This is a genomic window from Streptomyces sp. NPDC036813, assembly GCF_055609245.1.
Genome location: NZ_JBVJPV010000038.1, coordinates 1 through 14,888 on the forward strand (window position 1 = coordinate 1; position 14,888 = coordinate 14,888).

Below are 14,888 nucleotides of genomic sequence, written 5' to 3' on the forward strand. Positions count from 1 at the left end.
ACGGACCTATCCAGGAGGGCTCCGACGCCGTGATCACACCAGCCACGGCAAGATCATCTCACCTCTGGCCAGCAGTTACGGGACAACCTCTAGGAGAAGCAGGCCCTCGAGTCAGCGGGATGTACGGAGGTGGGCTGGTGGAGGTCCCGTCGGGAAGGCTGCCGGATCCGCGGACGTGAAAGGGGGGCTTAAGGCCTGTCCGGTGGACATTGCCCGCGGCAAGCGAGCCCGGGCAGTGATCCACCGGACGCGACCAGGAAGGGGGCGTCAAGCCATGGAGAACTGGGCGACGTACTCGTCGAAGGGCTCGATGCCGACCTCCGCACGGCGTTCGTCCATGCGCTCGGGTTCTTCACAGGGCCACGGGACCGGCGCCCCGTCCTTCACGCCGGCGATCTGAGTTCCGTAGACCTGCTTGCGGCCCTCGTTGACCAGCGTGCGGTCGCGCAGGAAGGCCAGCTCGCGCGGGCTGGCCGAGCCTGCCGACACCGCCTGCTGCATCAGTTGGAGGGCGCGACGCTGAACGTCGAGCTGACGGTCGGCGTGCTGAGCGATGAGCCATGCCGCGCGTGCGGCCTCCTCGCCGACCAGTTCCGCCGTCGGCCAGCCGTACTCGTCCATGATCTCGTTGAGTCGGTCACCGTGCCGGGCGGTCAGTCGCCGCCAGGCCAGCTGCTCGGCGGGGTCGTCGCTGTTCGCGCGGACTGCCAACTGGTGATCGGCCGCAGCCATATCCGTGAGTTCCGCTGTCAGTGCGGCAACGTCGTGCGCCACTCTCAACTCCCCAGTCAGATCCGTGCTTTGTGTCCGCCCGCAAGCCTAGAGGCGCACATCGGGTGTAAAGATCATTCCGGAGAACGGTGACAGGCGCCTCGCCGCACCGGATAATGGATCTACCCCCCGGAGCCAGAGCCGGATCGCTGCGACGGTCACGGTGCCCTGGAAGACGTAGACACGCTTGTCGAACCTCGTGGCAACGGCCCGGAAGTTCCTGAGGGTGTTGATCGTGCGCTCGACTTCGTTTCTGCGCTCATAGATCGTCTTGTCGAAGCCGGTGGGCCGTCCCACCCTTGCTGCCGCGGTGTTGACGGTTGGCGCGCTGGTTCTTGCGCTGGCCGGCCCGGCCGGTAGCTTTTGTATGGGATGTGTGTGCGAGACGAAGGGGCACGTCGTGGACTAGCAGGCGGGACGCTGGAGCTTCCTCACCAACCACGCGCGCGCTGGTGACCATCGCTCGGGACCCTGGTCTGCGCGTGCGTGACATCGCTGCGGCCTGCCATATCACCGAGCGCGCCGCCCAGAGGATAGTTGCCGACCTTGAAGGAGCCGGCTATCTAAGCCGTGAGCGGGACGGGCAGCGTGACGGACGGCGCACCTGCTGTAGCCTCCGCCTCGACGGCGCGCTCCGTCATCCGGCGGAGGCTCACCTGCGCGTGCCGGAGTTGCTGGAACTCCTCACCGATCACAAAGACGCCAGCCGGTAACGTGGGACTCGGAGAGCAACCGGTAGGGAGCGTGGTGCTCGTAGACTGGGCGGTGACTGACTCGCTTCGGTTCGGGTTTCGGTTGGCCGGCGCTCTTGCCACCCGCGCTCACGCGGACTGAGCACAACTCACTAGCTCTCTGAGCGGGCCGGTCTGCCCGCACATCGTCTGACCCTGCACATGAAGGACGGGCCCGCGTCCGGAGGGGTGGCCTCCGGACGCGGGCCCGTGGGTGTCAGGGTGCGATGTCGCACCCCGTCACCGCGCGAGCGTAGGAGTGGAGTGCCCGGATCACCTCGGTTCGGGTGCGCCGGCCTGCCAGGACGTCCATCTGGTAACCGTCCTCCATTGCCACGAAGTTGGCGGAGAGCAGGCGCGGGGGGTCGGTCAGCGTGAAGTGCCCCTGCCCTTCTCCGAGTGTCAGGATCTCCTGGTAGACGCTGATTTGACGCTCAGTCAGCGCACTGTCGATGGCGGCCACTTTGGGGTCGCGCAGGGTGCGCGGCCAGTACTCGAAGAGCAGGCGCGGCAGTTCGTCGGCCGGGCCCCGCGCCACGCCTGAGGAGATGCAGGTGCGCAGCCGGTCGCGCGCGTCCTCGTGGTGGCGTGTGGCGTCCTCCCGGTCCTGGCAGAACCGCTCGATGGCCGCCTGGAACGTCTCGTACATCAGGGTGTCGAGGTCCTCGTAGTAGTAGAGGACCGCGGCTGGGGTGACTCCGGCCTCCTCTGCCACGTCGCGCAGGCGTAGCCCTTCGAGGCCGCGGTTGCGGAGTGCGCGGGCTGCGGCCGCGCTGAGCTGGGCTCGTCGCGTGTCCTGGTCTTTGCGGCGTGCCACAGGTGACGTCCTTCTCCGGTCGCGATCGGCTGAGGTGAGGGCGAAAGGATACAGCGACCCCTTTCGTTAAACGTTACTTTAAAGAAACCCACTCCACCGTTGACCGCTCGGTTGGCGATTGTCTAAACAAGTCTTTAACGAAACGGCTGCTGTCCCAGCCCCCAGGAGGCGCTGATGAGCACCACCCCGAACACCGACATCGAGCGCGACGTCACCCACACCAGTAAGGGGCTGCGGCGCGGCTCCGTCGGCCTGATGGCCTCGATGGCGCTCGGACTCTCGTCCGTCGCGCCCGCCTACAGCATCGCCGTCACGCTCGGCTTCGTGACGCTGGTCGTGGGCGACCTCGCCCCGGCCGCCCTGCTGCTCGGCTTCGTCCCGATCGTGCTGACCGCCTTCGCGTTCCGCGAGCTCAACCGGGACATGCCCGACTGCGGGTCGACGTTCGTGTGGACCACCCGCGCCTTCGGGCCGTTCGCCGGCTGGGTGGGCGGCGGCTGGGTGGTGCAGATCGCGACACTGATCGCGATGGCCGCGCTCTCCCAGGTCGGTGCCACCTACCTGCTCTCCCTGCTGGGCCTGGGCACCCTGGCCGGCCGCCCGCTCGCCGTCACCTGCACCGCCGTCCTGCTCATCGCGGTCGTCGGCGCCCTCGCCTACCGCGGGATTCAGCTCGCGGCCTGGGCGCAGTACGTCATGCTCGGGCTCCAGTTGGCGGCCTTGATCGGCTTCGGTGTCGCCGCGTTCGCACGGGACGGGGCCGCGACGCCGTCGCTCGGCTGGCTCGACCCGTTCGCCTTCCCTGATCTGGGATCCATGTCGGAGGGCGTGCTGCTGTGCCTGTTCATCTACTGGGGATGGGACGCCCTGCTCACCGTCAACGAGGAGACGAAGGACAGCGCTCGCACCCCGGGCCGCGCCGCCGTGCTCTCCACCCTGATCCTCCTGGGCACCTACCTCTTCACCGCCTACGCCGCCCTCGCCTACGCCGGATCGGGGACCAAGGGCCTCGGTCTGGGCAACGCGGACACCGCCGCCGACGTCCTGGCCGCCCTCGCCCCGCACGTGCTCGGTGCCGCCCCGGCCAAGATCGTCGAACTCGCCGTCTGCGTCTCGGCCGTCGGTGCCCTGCTGAGCTGTCTGGTCTCCAGCCCGCGCAGCTCCTTGTCGATGGCGGCGCACGGCGCCCTGCCCCCCGCGTTCGCCCGGATCCACCCGCGCTTTCGCACCCCCGCCTTCGGCACCGTGTGCTGGGCCGTCGCCACCGCGGTCGTCCTCGCCCTGCTGACCGCCCTGTCCACCGACTTCCTCGGCGACGCACTCCTCTCCCTCGGACTCCTTGTCGCCTTCTACTACGGCATCACCGGCCTCGCCTGCGCGTGGCACTTCCGGCATCAACTACGCACCTCGCCGCGCGAGTTGCTGCTGAAGGGAGTGCTGCCGGTCATCGGCGCCCTGATGATGCTCGCCGCCTTCGCCCGGTCCGCCTACGACATGCTCGACCCCGCCTACGGGTCGACGTCGGTCGGCGGCGTCGGCGGAGTCTTCCTGCTCGGCGTGGGCTCGATCGTGCTCGGCGCGCTCGCCGCCCTCGTCCTGCGTCCCCGGTTCCGGAACTTCTTCCGCGACGGACGCACCACCATCACCCGACTCACCGTCACTGAGGACTGAACCACCACGATGCCCGCACGCACCCTGACCATCGCGGCCCTGCAGACCACACCCGTCACACGCGACCTGGAGGCCACCTGGGAGCGCTACGCCCAGCATGTCCGCGCCACCCGGCGCCTGTTCCCGCATGTCCAGCTCATCGTCGTACCCGAGCTGATGCTCGCCGCCGAGGCCCCGCTCCTCGAGGCAACCGACGGCTGGATGGAGAAGGCGGCCGTGACCGTCCCCGGCCCGCTCACCGACCGCATCTGCGCCCTGGCCGCGGAGACCGAACTGTGGCTTGTCCCCGGCAGCCTCTACGAGCGCACCGCCGACGGCACCATCTACAACACCGCCCTGGCCGTATCTCCCGAGGGCAGGATCGAGGCCACGTACCGCAAGGTCTTCCCCTGGCAGCCCTACGAGACGACGGCACCAGGCGACCACTTCGTCGTCTTCGACATCCCTGGTGTCGGCCGGCTCGGCCTGGCCATCTGCTACGACGGCTCCTTCTCCGAGACCGCCCGCCAACTCGCCTGGCTAGGCGCCGAGATCATCGTCCAGCCGACCCTGACCACCACCCGCGACCGCGAGATGGAACTCGTCATGGCCCGCGCCAACGCCTGGACGAACCAGGTCTACGTCGTCAACGTCAACGCCCCCGACCCCGCCGGGACCGGCCAGAGCATCATCGTCGACCCCGAAGGCGTGGTGCGCCAGCAGGCAGGCGGCGGCGAGGAGATCCTCGTCGACACCCTGGACCTCGGAGCGGTGGAACGCGTCCGCGCCCTCGGCAGCAACTGCCTCAACCGGCCATGGAACCAACTCGCCCGCTACGGAAGCACAGTTCAGCTACCCGCCTACCAGGGCGGCACGTTCCGTACGCCAGAGTGGGCCATCCAGGACGGCGCAGCACGCGAGGAATAACAGGCGTCGCCCAGCCCCAGGGTTCCCCTTCCGGGGCAGGCAGCGCCAGCCCCGGGAGCGTGTGGCCGGCGGCCCACTCACTCGTCCAGGGAAGGCCTACCACTCTCAACACGCTACGTCACCTTGCTACTACGATCTGTTCTGACCTGAGCAGAAGGGGTCAGCGCATGCTGACCGAAGAACAGCTGATGCACTCCTTCAACGTGATCGACGCCGACAGTGACCAGTCCATCACCTTCCAGGAGCTGCAGGACTGGGTCATCCACCTTCCAGGAGCTGCAGGACTGGGTCATCCACCTTCCAGGAGCTGCAGGACTGGGTCATCCAGCGGCGGGAAGACCCGCACAGCATCCTCGACATCCTCCACACGTCGAACAGCAACGCGAACGGCGTGATCACCATCGAGGAATGGCGCGGAGCGTCCGACCGTCTCCGATACCAGGACACTCCGATCCGGGCCGTAGTGTCCGACTCCTGACCTGCTGTTCTGAGGGCAGCGGCCGCGGTAACACCGGTCGCACAAGGGCCCGGCCTCCTGTCGCAGGCCGGCCCCTTGTGCCGCCAAGCTCCTGAAAAGCTGCTACCGGCTCGCTCTGCCGCCTCAAGCGAGGCGCTCCGCAAGCCGAGAAGGCTGCCACGTCCAGCGGGGCATTCACAGGAGCCTTCGAGGAGGCCGCCGCCGCTTCGCCCGCTCCCACAGGTACCCAGGAGACAGTCCACGTCGCTTCCGATGGACCCCTCAGCAGTCGTGCTGGGCACGTTACTGGTCCCCAGGACAGTGTCCACGGCGGCGCCCAGAGTGGCCCTGTCCGCCCCGCCAGGGCCGCCGCCAAGCAGCCCCCCTCCCCGGTCAGCCGGCGGCCGGCGCGCTGGCGGTTGTTCACGGCACGGGACGGGCCCGCGCTTGTCTTCCTGCAGGCGTGGCGACGGGGTTGCGCTCGCCAGCCAGTACGGGATGCGCGGCCTTGCTGGAGACCTCAGTTACGGATAGCCCGGCTGCTGCCTCGTTGCGCGGGTGCCGACGACTTCGGGAACGGCATGCGCACAGCGCGGGGACGCCCTATCGCTGGGTGGGCCCGGTAGGTGACCCCGTACTCGCGGGCGAATCAGTTGACCTCCGCCACCGAGCCGCTCAGCGCGCCTGCAGGTAGGTCAGGACGTCGTGACCCTGCGCGCTGAGGCGGGCGGCCCAGAGCACGGGGCGTCCTTCGTAGGCGGATAGTTCCGCGCGCATCTCCCGGTCGGCGAGCTCGACCAGGCCCTGGGCGGCCGCGCTCTGCAGCGACTGCTGCAGGCCGGGCGGCACATCGGTCGACAGCACCCAGCCGTACACGGACTCCGTCTCCCGCTCGCGCAGGGCGTGCAGGGCGTCCAGCCGTGCCTGCCGCGCATTCATACCCACCCTCGTCCTTACCCGCACCGATGCTGCATCCAGACGGCAGATCCTGAAGAGCGAGCGGGGCGAATGGTTCCACGACGCTCCCGCGCTCGTGGTAGGAGCCGCGCAAAGCGAGTGGGGCCACCCCCGCCGACCGGGGTGGCCACACCGCGCTGACGCCCATGCCGGCCGGGCGTCAGTTCATGCCGCTGGTGCGGTCAGTGGTGGTGGTGTCCGCCGCGGTGGTGCCGGCCCCAGGAGAGGTGTCGATGAAGTCGCCGTGGTCGTTGCGCAGGGTGGCGGTGTCGCGGTCAGTGTTCCAGACGTAGTTGCGGCGGTCCTGGAACACATCGTGGCGGGCGTCGCGGCCTTCGCCGGTGTGGACGCGGACGGTGGAGCGTCCGTCCAGGCGGTAGTGGCGGAAGGTGTAGGTGCATAAGCCTGGTAGATGATCCCGAGATGCCCTCGGGCGAGCCGGCCGTGCGCCCGTCCGGCAGGGTTCGAAGCCGGGGGACGGGGTCCGCGCAGGTGACCACTCCCCGCACACCGTGGCCCGCGGCCCGCGGCCAGGCGCAACGCTCCCGCGACCGCGAAGCTCTCCCCGTTGCTCGCTACCGAGGGAGACAAGCACCCGTGACATCTCCAGCGCCTCCGTGTAGGGCTCCTTCTGCGCACCGTGGGACGCGCTTCTCACAGCTCCCGGGGTGCTCTGCCGTGCATCAATGGACTGACCGACAGGTGCGCGGGTGTGCCCGAGACGGCAGTCGGAGACCACGTCACCGATGGCCGCTTGCGTACGAACGGCTCGAGATGCAGACAGAAGGTCGAAGAAGCACCATGGGGAACAGGTGGGCGGCGCGTTGCCCCTCGGCGTCACAAATGCGGGCACCCGGCACGGAATTCTTCAAGAAGGACTTCCCCAGACGACGTTAAGCGCGGGATATGCGACGCCCCCTGCGATTACTGGCTCTAATAGTCTGCACAATCTGCTTCCCATGGGGGATGAACTACCAACTCGGGCGTCGGATCGACCGTCTCCTTCGGAGGAAAAGACCGATGTGGCGAAGCACCTGGCGGCTTGTTTCCATAGCTCTGGGAGCAGTCTGCGTTCTGGTCGGCGGCTCGACTTCCCCTACGGCTTTGACCACACAGGCAGCGTCCCAAAGCCAGCATAAAAGCGCCTTCTTGGAGCCGCGGTCTAAGGTGGTTGACTGGGAGAATCGCGATTACCGTCTCACATGTGATGACATCGTCGACGAGCCGGTCCAAGCGGCGATCCGCAATGGTAAGGGCATCGTGAAAAGTGGCGACATTGGCGGGTATGACCGCTGGGAGGTCGAGGTTCAGCGGACCGTCCAAGGTAGATTGCCACGACTCGGCGACGTGACTGCCGTGCTATTTTATTGCTCGCCTCAGCCGAGTAACTTTTTCAGGCAGGAACTGCGCCTCTACCGCACCGATGATGGTAGCGAGATAGGCCGCACACCCACCTTCGATGTCCCTGAGCTGCCGCCGCAATACCAACCGAAGTCGCTAGTCATAAAAAACGGTCGCCTTGCCGCTGACGTAAAGTTCTACGGGCCTGACGACACCCATGCGGATGGACCCTCAATACTCCGCCACGTCACCTGGACATGGGAAAACGACCGCTTCGTCACACACGGGGCGGGCGCGAAGTCGGAGGCTCAGGGCCGGTCTGACCTGAGCCGTCAACCCATCACTGTTAATGGAATGGGTCATCTAAAGATGGGCATGAGCCGGAACGAAGCGGCGAAAGCAATCGGCATGCCGATCCCGGGGGAGGAAGGCAGAAGAGTCTGTACAGACTTCACTGTAAAAGGAGGGCCAGAGGGGCTCCTCCTACGCTTCACATCGGACCGCCTCGTTGCAATCTACGTCACACGGCCGGCGACGACAGTCGCGACGCGCTCCGGCATCCATATCGGCAGCACTCGAGACGATGTATTGAATACGTACGCTGGCGAGATCACAGCCACCACGTCCGACTACGGCGGTGAAGAGCTGGTCTTCGCGCCATCCTCGCCAGAGTTCGCCGGAAGAGTGATCAGGTTTGGGATCAGCGACGGTGCAGTAGAAACATTCATCGCCGGAGAACGTGATTGGGCTGTATTCGCCGCCCCCTCCTGTGGAACACCTGAATAGACGTGCTTGGGTCGCTGCCTAAGTGAAAACTGGAAGTCTGCTGGAGTGGTCGGACTGATGGTCTTCGCCGGGAGGCGCGTCACGCTTCAACGAACGCTGCGCGAGCAAATCTGGAGCGCATATTGGTGTGTGAATGCGCGCTCATCGCTTAAGAGGGGTGTCTTATGCTCAGGAAGTTGGCTACTTGCTTCGGGACAGCGGTCCTCTTCCTCGGTATGACAATGCCTCAGGCGACTGCTGGCGCGAGACAGCCAGTACCCGAAGATTGCCGAGATCTTTACTTCTTGGGCGGACACGGTCTAGGGGAAGGCGGAGTGGGCGACTGGGGGAGCACAGTCCAAGACATATACGACAACTATGTGAGGGGTGTGCATAACGCTGACCCAGATGTGTCGATTGACGGCGAAGCCATTGCCTACCCAAGGACGGAATTTCCTAAATTTGGGCCTAAGGAACTCCTGAGGGAATGGATAGCCTCCGAGCGGGACGAGGTTGTGGAAGGCGCCATAGCGCTGAACAAGCAGATCACCGACAGGATGGGATACTGCCGTGGAACAGAACACTATGTTCTCGCCGGATTCTCGCAAGGCGCGTGGGTGATTCACCAATTCATGAATGATGCACCCCAGAGCATCGTTAATAAGATCTCAGGGGTCGCCGTACTTGGCGACCCCCAGTACACGCGCACTGGAATCATTCCCAAGGTATTTCCGAACTACCAGATCAAACCCTACTTCCCATCCGGGATTAGATATCAGAGTTTGTGCCTCTCCTACGATCTTCCAGCGGCAGGGCGCGCGGTGAATGACCCAATCTGCCGGTTCTCCCTCAGAGACTTCCTGACAAGAGGGGATAAATCAGACCTGAAGAATTGTGAAGCGGCCGCCAAGGGAGCCATTGACGCGGTTTGGTGCCCGCATCTTCGCTATGTTCAGACGGGTGGGACCAAACGTATCGCTGATTTCCTTGTCAGCGTTAGCTGAGTTGCGAAGACGACATTAAAGGCTGTCCCGCAATGACCGCAGAACTGAGTCAGCCAGCTCTGTGTCTGGCCCCTCGGGTCATCCCGCGAGGGCGATGTTGTGAAGGTGCGCGATGCCGAGCATCGCGTGGTGAACGCCGTCGCCCTTGAGGCGGCAGTCGCGGAGGATCTTCCAGCACTTCATGCGGGCGAAGGTGTGCTCGACGCGGGCGCGGACCTTGCGGTGCGATTGGTTGTGCTCCTCCTTCCAGGCCGGAAGTTCCGCCTGCCCGGGTTCGCGGCGGTGCGGGATGATCAGTCCCGTGCCGCGGTAGCCGCCATCGGCGAGTCGTGCACAGTCACCTCCACCGGGTCATCAGGAACCACGTCCACCCAGGCTCTGCGACCACCGGCCGGCCACTCGAGCCCCTCCTCAGCCTGAAGGGCATCGAGGCAACGCTCCCACTCGTCAAGATCCTGCATGTGTGTGCTCCTCCTGGGCAATCGCTCTGGCTGTGCGAGGGCGAAGACGCCCGCTCCCCGGGTCATCGGTCGGCTACCACTCAGCTGTAGCAGCTGACGTGATGGTCGCCCTTCGGCGTGTCAGGAAGTTCTCACACACGGGGCAGATCGGTCACACCGGGGAACCCGTGGATTCAATGATCGCCGGAACGGCAGACGATCTTGAGTGCCGACAACGGCGAGCCATGGCAGTACTACGACCTCGGCCACGGCTGGTGCACCTACACCTTCTTCGAACAGTGCCAGCACCGCATGGCCTGCGCACGCTGCGACTTCTTCTACACCCCGAAGGACTCCAGAGGCGTGCAGACCCGCAGCGGAGGCCGTCAGCCAGCAGGGGCGCGCCGTACCCGCTCCCCCCGCGGGCCGCTGCTGCCACTGTTCCCGCTCTGGTCCTCGGCGCTACGATCGCGCGCACAGTGCGGATGAAGCGGGGGCGGCCATGGAGGATCTGGGCACCAGCGACCCACAGCAGATCGGCCCCTACACGCTGCGGGCGCGGCTGGGGCAGGGCGGGATGGGTCGGGTTTTCCTCGGCCGGTCGCCGTCCGGCCGGGCGGTGGCAGTCAAGGTGGTCCACGAACACCTGGCGCGACAGGGGAACTTCCGGCGGCGGTTCGCCCAGGAGGTGGCCTCGATCCGGTCGGTGAGTGGCGCGTTCACAGCACCCTTGGTGGGTGCCGGGCCGGAGGACGATCTGCCATGGCTGGCGACCGTGTACGTGCCGGGCCCCAGCCTTGCCGAGGCAGTGACTGAGGGCGGGCCGTTCCCGCTGGAGTCTCTGTGGCCGCTGGCCGCCGGTCTCGCCGAGGGCCTGCAGGACATCCACGCCGTCCGGGTGGTGCACCGCGATCTGAAGCCGGCCAACGTGCTGCTGGCCGCCGACGGCCCGAGAGTGATCGACTTCGGTATCGCCCGCGCCCTCGATCACGCAACCCTGACCCCGGACAGCGTGGTCGTCGGCACACCCGGGTTCATGTCGCCCGAACAGATCGGCGGGGACGACCTCGGACCCAGCAGTGACGTGTTCGCGCTCGGCCTTGTCCTCGCCTTCGCTGCCAGTGGACAGAGTCCGTTCGGCGGCGGCCCGCCTGTGGTCATGCTGCACCGCATCGTCCACAACACTGCGCGGCTCGACGGTGTCCCCGCACCGCTTCGCGGACTGGTTGCCGCCTGTCTGGCCAAGGAACCCGCCGACCGGCCCACCCCCACCGAGGTCCTGCGGGCCGTCACCGGCTCCTGGCAGCCGCCCGAGCAGTGGCCCAACGGCACGCCATGGCCCACCCTCGTAACCCAGCTGCTCCCACGCCATCGCCTCCAGGACTCGGGCCCGCGATCGGTCGCCGAGGCCCAGCCGACACGCGAGCAGCTGACTCTCAGGTACACCCAGGTGCGGCAGAACGAGCGCGATCGGGATCCGGCAGATGCGGCGCGACAGATGGAGCAGCTGGCCCTCGAACAGGCGCGGCTCCTCGGCCCGGACCATCCGGACACCCTCCAGAGCCGCCACATGCAGGCGTTCTACCTCGACATCGCCGGGCAGCCTGCGCAGGCGGCACGGCTGATGGCTGGCGTGCTCGCTGACCGAAGGAGAATCCTCGGGGACGACCATGAGGAAACCCTTCGAAGCGGACAACTGCACGCGCTCTTCCTCGGCAAGGCCGGCGACTGTGCGGAGGCTGCCAGGCTGTTGGCGCAGAATGCCCTGGACCGGGCTCGGGTCCTCGGCCCCGACCACCGTTCCACTCTCTGGAGCCGGCACCTGCACGCGGATTTCGTCTACGCAGCCGGGGAACACACCAAAGGAAAGCAGCTGATGACCGGTGTAGTCGCAGACCTTGCTCGCATCCTCGGCCCCGACCACTCCGCCACCCGCTCCAGCAGACATGTGCTCGAAACCTATGGACCCATCAACGAGTCGCACACCAAAGCCGGTTAGCGGCCGTTGGCGTGCTGCAGCTCAACGCCCGACCAGCGAAAACATCCCGACCTGCGGCAGGCTCAGGCACATTGGGAGCGTAGGCGCGGCCGGCGGGCCGGTGCGCAAGCGGGTGGAGCAGCGCCCATTAGGGGCGGACGGGATTGGGGGCGCACGGGAACTCAGCTTGTCAGCCGGGGTACCGCGGCGTGGCGTTCAGCCGGTCCGGCGACACAGCACGCTGGCCGTACGCGCGACATCGACGTGGCATCGTCGCGTGAAGCGGGTCCGGCGGATCATGCGCTGATGGCATCAGGGAGCTGACGCGGGGACAAGGCTGCTCGGTGTGCGTTTCACATGGCCGACGGGCCCGAGACGGACCGCCAACACCGGCGCCCACAGCGTGGCCTGCGGACCTGGAGACGAGAACAGGCTGGTCCCGCATCTGCAAACGTCGCGCGTGATCTTCCTGGGGTGAGAGCGTCGCGTTGCTCTGCTGCCGATCCGGTGACGGCGGGTCTTTGGTCCTGGCAGTGTCGTTCCAGGACCAAGGCGTTGCCTGGGAGGGCAATCGACCACGAGGGGTGGGGCGATGACGGAGGAAGTGCAAGGGCGTGGCCGCGAGTCGGCGGACGCGGCAAGCGGGGGGCGGTCCGCGCAGGTGGACGTCTGGTGCGTGCACATGCGGGCGCTGGTGTCGGAGGCCTTCGGCACTCAGGAGGAAGCGGCGGCGGGCATGGGCCAGAGTGAGGCGTGGCTGTCCCGGGGGCTGCGTGCCTTGGACGACCACCATCGCACGCGCATGCCCGCCCGGAGCTTCGTCGACCGCGTACTGGGCGCGTGCGAGGTCAGCGACGAGGTGCGTGAACGGACCCGGAAGCTGTACATGGAGGCGCTGGCCACGGTCGATGAGGCGCGGCATGCCGACTACCGGGCCGCCGACCGGGCAGCAGCCGCGCAGGACCGTTCTGAGGAGGCGCTGCGTGTGCTGGCGGATCTCCGCGCCCGCTTGGCGCAGCAGGAGGAGCAGCAGACGGCCGAGGTGGCCCGTCTGGAGAGTGAGGTCGAGCGGCTGGAGGAGGAGAAAGTCGCGGATCTGGCCGCTGTGCGGTTGCGGCAGCAGAGGTTCGTTGCGCGTCTGAGCGGAGCGCAGACCAGGATCAGAGAGTTGACCGGGCAGCTCGCCACTGAGCGTCGTGGCCGACGGGTGGATCAGGCGACGATCGAGGCGCTGCGGGGGGAGTTGGTGAGAGCGCACAACATGATTGAGGGACTGCGCGGGGAGCTGGCTCAGGCCCAGACCACGGTCAAGGAGGTCAGGGAGGAGGCCGTCCTGGCCGAGGCCATTGTGATCACCGAGCAGGCTCTGGCGGCGGAGAGGGAGCGCGCCGAGTTCGGGAAGGCGGCAGTCCTCGAGGAGGGAACGGAACGCCGGCGACCGGCCGCCGGGCCGGTCGCCGTCGGCAGTATCGGCTTCGTGGTCATGGTGCTGGGTGCTCTGACGGCCCTTGCCACCGTCATGCACCCGAAAGTTGCTGCTGACCTGGACTGGGCTGTGGTCAATGAAGTGAGGGACAGTACAGCGGCGACCTACGCCGCCCTGGCGGCCATCGTCCTCGGCTTCTCGGTATGGCTCTGGGCGATGATGATTCTCCTCGACCGCGGCTACCTCCCCCAGACCGAATTTCGGTCCCACGACGCGGAAGTCGACTTCGCCACCTGGATCTAAGGATTCGAAACTACGGCGCTGTCGTGGCCTCTTCGGTCAGGACAGCGCCGTCGGGCCCTTGCCGTGACCATCGACGCGAACCGTAGCCGTACAGCCGCTGGTCCGCGGCGTCGGCTGAGGAGGTCCGAGCCAGCGGTTGTCCCGCGACGACCGGTACGCTGCCTCGCCGTGGGTGGCGTGATCTCAACGGATGATCCGGTTCACCTTGTATCCACGTGGGCCGACTCGCGCTGCCAATCGATGCAGGCAGGGCACTCGCCGCCATCATCCTCCCGGGGGACGTAGGTCTCAGCGCAGGTGGAGCATTTGGCCACGGAGTCGAAGGCTTTCCCGCAGCTGAAGCAGAGTGTCACATCGCCCGTGGTCACGTCGGCGATACGCGTGCAGCCGACCAACAGTCCAGGCTGGTGGCAGCTCGGGCAGACCTCGGAGACCTCTGCAGGTGCGACATCGTGAAAGATGACGTAGTAGATGAGCAGCGCGCCTGGGTCATCCCACGTCGAGTGGCAGAATCGACACGCGAGTGGCCCCCACCCCTCACCCACGACCAGGGCCCACTCACTGCACTCCGGGCACATTACGGTGCGGGCCCTGTGGCCCTCCAGTTCCGTGCCCAGACGCTTGAGCCGTGCATCGCCGAACGCCTGGATTTTGCGGACACGCAAGCGAATCAGCCCGAGCTGGCTATTGAGCTCTTCTGCTTCCTCCTTGGGCAGGGCTGGGAGGAGTTGGTCATGTACGAACGCTACGAGGAAGTCGAGGACTTGGGCCGCGCGTACTTCGACGGCCCGGGCGTGCGTCTTGAGGCCGTAATGCTGCAGCGCGTTCCGCCACTTGGACAAGATGCCCAAGCTCTTGGCCGACTTGTCGTCGACGACTACGCCTGCGATGTCCTTCAGCCGAGAAAGGGCTGCAGCCGTGGTGCAGCTCTCGAAGTCACCAGCCTCGAATCTCTGCCTGGTGGCAAGTCCGGGGTCTTTGAAGACGAGGCTCCAGTGCTCGAGCTGCAGGCGGGCCTTGAGGAGGACTTCGGCTGCGGCTTGAAGGTGCAGCACTACGTACTTCAGGTCACGCGGCGAGGCCGATTGGGCCACGCCCAGGCGCATGACGACACTGTTCAGATAATCGACGCCGTTGAGCACTGGCGGGAAATACACCTCTGACCGTAATGAGGCACTCTCATCCCGTTTCGGGTAGAAATCATTCAAGATGTCGATCCTTACTGTCGCTAGAGGTTGTCCCGTAAATGATCTGAGGCATGCAGGCTGACCTGCTCGTTTGCCTGTCATCCGGTGAGGGTGAGGTTGTGCAGGCGGGCGAT

At 66.4% G+C, this 14,888-nt stretch carries 12 protein-coding genes and 3 pseudogenes; 7 read left to right on the plus strand and 8 right to left on the minus strand.

Translation table 11 applies throughout. The features are described 5' to 3' along the window. Positions 1-267 precede the first annotated feature (267 nt). The gene (locus tag ACZ67Q_RS39115; protein ID WP_471192329.1) at positions 268-732 is read right to left on the minus strand and encodes a DUF6624 domain-containing protein; all 465 of its coding nucleotides are present in this window, start codon (positions 730-732) and stop codon (positions 268-270) included. Between the two features lie 168 nt (positions 733-900). After that, positions 901-1,105, minus strand: a pseudogene (locus ACZ67Q_RS39120) (IS5/IS1182 family transposase); the annotation flags it as partial. A 148-nt stretch (positions 1,106-1,253) separates the two neighbouring features. Between ACZ67Q_RS39120 and ACZ67Q_RS39125 the strand changes: the two are divergent. After that, positions 1,254-1,484, plus strand: coding sequence for a MarR family transcriptional regulator (locus ACZ67Q_RS39125; protein ID WP_471192332.1), 231 nt, complete (start codon positions 1,254-1,256; stop codon positions 1,482-1,484). A 235-nt stretch (positions 1,485-1,719) separates the two neighbouring features. Here the strand turns inward: ACZ67Q_RS39125 and ACZ67Q_RS39130 are convergent, their stop codons facing one another. After that, positions 1,720-2,319: a TetR/AcrR family transcriptional regulator gene (locus ACZ67Q_RS39130; protein ID WP_471192335.1), complete on the minus strand. Its 600-nt coding sequence runs from the start codon at positions 2,317-2,319 to the stop codon at positions 1,720-1,722. A 174-nt stretch (positions 2,320-2,493) separates the two neighbouring features. Between ACZ67Q_RS39130 and ACZ67Q_RS39135 the strand changes: the two genes are divergently transcribed. Together ACZ67Q_RS39135 and ACZ67Q_RS39140 are read left to right on the plus strand one after the other, a co-directional pair. Continuing rightward, the gene (locus ACZ67Q_RS39135) at positions 2,494-3,990 is read left to right on the plus strand and encodes an APC family permease (protein WP_471192338.1); all 1,497 of its coding nucleotides are present in this window, start codon (positions 2,494-2,496) and stop codon (positions 3,988-3,990) included. 9 nt (positions 3,991-3,999) lie between these two features. Beyond that, a complete protein-coding gene (locus ACZ67Q_RS39140; protein WP_471192341.1) occupies positions 4,000-4,896 on the plus strand; it encodes a carbon-nitrogen hydrolase family protein in 897 nt (298 codons plus the stop codon). A gap of 1,132 nt (positions 4,897-6,028) precedes the next feature. Here ACZ67Q_RS39140 and ACZ67Q_RS39145 read toward each other — a convergent pair. Both ACZ67Q_RS39145 and ACZ67Q_RS39150 read right to left on the minus strand, forming a co-directional pair. Next, positions 6,029-6,292, minus strand: coding sequence for a hypothetical protein (locus tag ACZ67Q_RS39145; protein WP_471192344.1), 264 nt, complete (start codon positions 6,290-6,292; stop codon positions 6,029-6,031). Positions 6,293-6,492: 200 nt separating this feature from the next. Further along, positions 6,493-6,707 (minus strand): annotated as a pseudogene (locus ACZ67Q_RS39150) (lamin tail domain-containing protein); the annotation flags it as partial. Between the two features lie 770 nt (positions 6,708-7,477). Here ACZ67Q_RS39150 and ACZ67Q_RS39155 point away from each other — a divergent pair. After that, complete coding sequence (locus ACZ67Q_RS39155; protein WP_471192347.1) at positions 7,478-8,437, plus strand: hypothetical protein; 960 nt, start codon at positions 7,478-7,480, stop codon at positions 8,435-8,437. 314 nt (positions 8,438-8,751) lie between these two features. Beyond that, complete coding sequence (locus ACZ67Q_RS39160) at positions 8,752-9,420, plus strand: cutinase family protein (RefSeq protein ID WP_471192350.1); 669 nt, start codon at positions 8,752-8,754, stop codon at positions 9,418-9,420. A gap of 78 nt (positions 9,421-9,498) precedes the next feature. On the opposite strand, the pseudogene ACZ67Q_RS39165 reads toward ACZ67Q_RS39160, so the two are convergent. Both ACZ67Q_RS39165 and ACZ67Q_RS39170 read right to left on the minus strand, forming a co-directional pair. Beyond that, positions 9,499-9,747, minus strand: a pseudogene (locus ACZ67Q_RS39165) (transposase); the annotation flags it as partial. Further along, on the minus strand, positions 9,714-9,947 hold the full coding sequence (locus ACZ67Q_RS39170) for a DUF5959 family protein (protein WP_471192353.1): 234 nt from the start codon (positions 9,945-9,947) through the stop codon (positions 9,714-9,716). The pseudogene ACZ67Q_RS39165 and the gene ACZ67Q_RS39170, both read right to left, overlap by 34 nt. 415 nt (positions 9,948-10,362) lie before the next feature. On the opposite strand from ACZ67Q_RS39170, the gene ACZ67Q_RS39175 reads away from it, so the two are divergent. Both ACZ67Q_RS39175 and ACZ67Q_RS39180 read left to right on the plus strand, forming a co-directional pair. Then, on the plus strand, positions 10,363-11,859 hold the full coding sequence (locus ACZ67Q_RS39175; protein ID WP_471192356.1) for a serine/threonine-protein kinase: 1,497 nt from the start codon (positions 10,363-10,365) through the stop codon (positions 11,857-11,859). 571 nt (positions 11,860-12,430) lie between these two features. After that, positions 12,431-13,567: a hypothetical protein gene (locus ACZ67Q_RS39180; RefSeq protein WP_471192359.1), complete on the plus strand. Its 1,137-nt coding sequence runs from the start codon at positions 12,431-12,433 to the stop codon at positions 13,565-13,567. Between the two features lie 200 nt (positions 13,568-13,767). On the opposite strand, the gene ACZ67Q_RS39185 is transcribed toward ACZ67Q_RS39180, so the two are convergent. After that, complete coding sequence (locus tag ACZ67Q_RS39185; protein ID WP_471192362.1) at positions 13,768-14,775, minus strand: hypothetical protein; 1,008 nt, start codon at positions 14,773-14,775, stop codon at positions 13,768-13,770. Positions 14,776-14,888 lie beyond the last annotated feature (113 nt).

What these genes read in the sequence shown, in the direction of transcription:
- ACZ67Q_RS39175 (WP_471192356.1), top strand. Translation starts at nt 10,363, where the DNA reads ATGGAGGATCTGGGCACCAGCGACCCACAGCAGATCGGCCCCTACACG.
- ACZ67Q_RS39170 (WP_471192353.1), bottom strand. Translation starts at nt 9,947, where the DNA reads ATGACCCGGGGAGCGGGCGTCTTCGCCCTCGCACAGCCAGAGCGATTG.
- ACZ67Q_RS39180 (WP_471192359.1), top strand. Translation starts at nt 12,431, where the DNA reads ATGACGGAGGAAGTGCAAGGGCGTGGCCGCGAGTCGGCGGACGCGGCA.
- ACZ67Q_RS39140 (WP_471192341.1), top strand. Translation starts at nt 4,000, where the DNA reads ATGCCCGCACGCACCCTGACCATCGCGGCCCTGCAGACCACACCCGTC.
- ACZ67Q_RS39145 (WP_471192344.1), bottom strand. Translation starts at nt 6,292, where the DNA reads ATGAATGCGCGGCAGGCACGGCTGGACGCCCTGCACGCCCTGCGCGAG.
- ACZ67Q_RS39135 (WP_471192338.1), top strand. Translation starts at nt 2,494, where the DNA reads ATGAGCACCACCCCGAACACCGACATCGAGCGCGACGTCACCCACACC.
- ACZ67Q_RS39115 (WP_471192329.1), bottom strand. Translation starts at nt 732, where the DNA reads ATGGCTGCGGCCGATCACCAGTTGGCAGTCCGCGCGAACAGCGACGAC.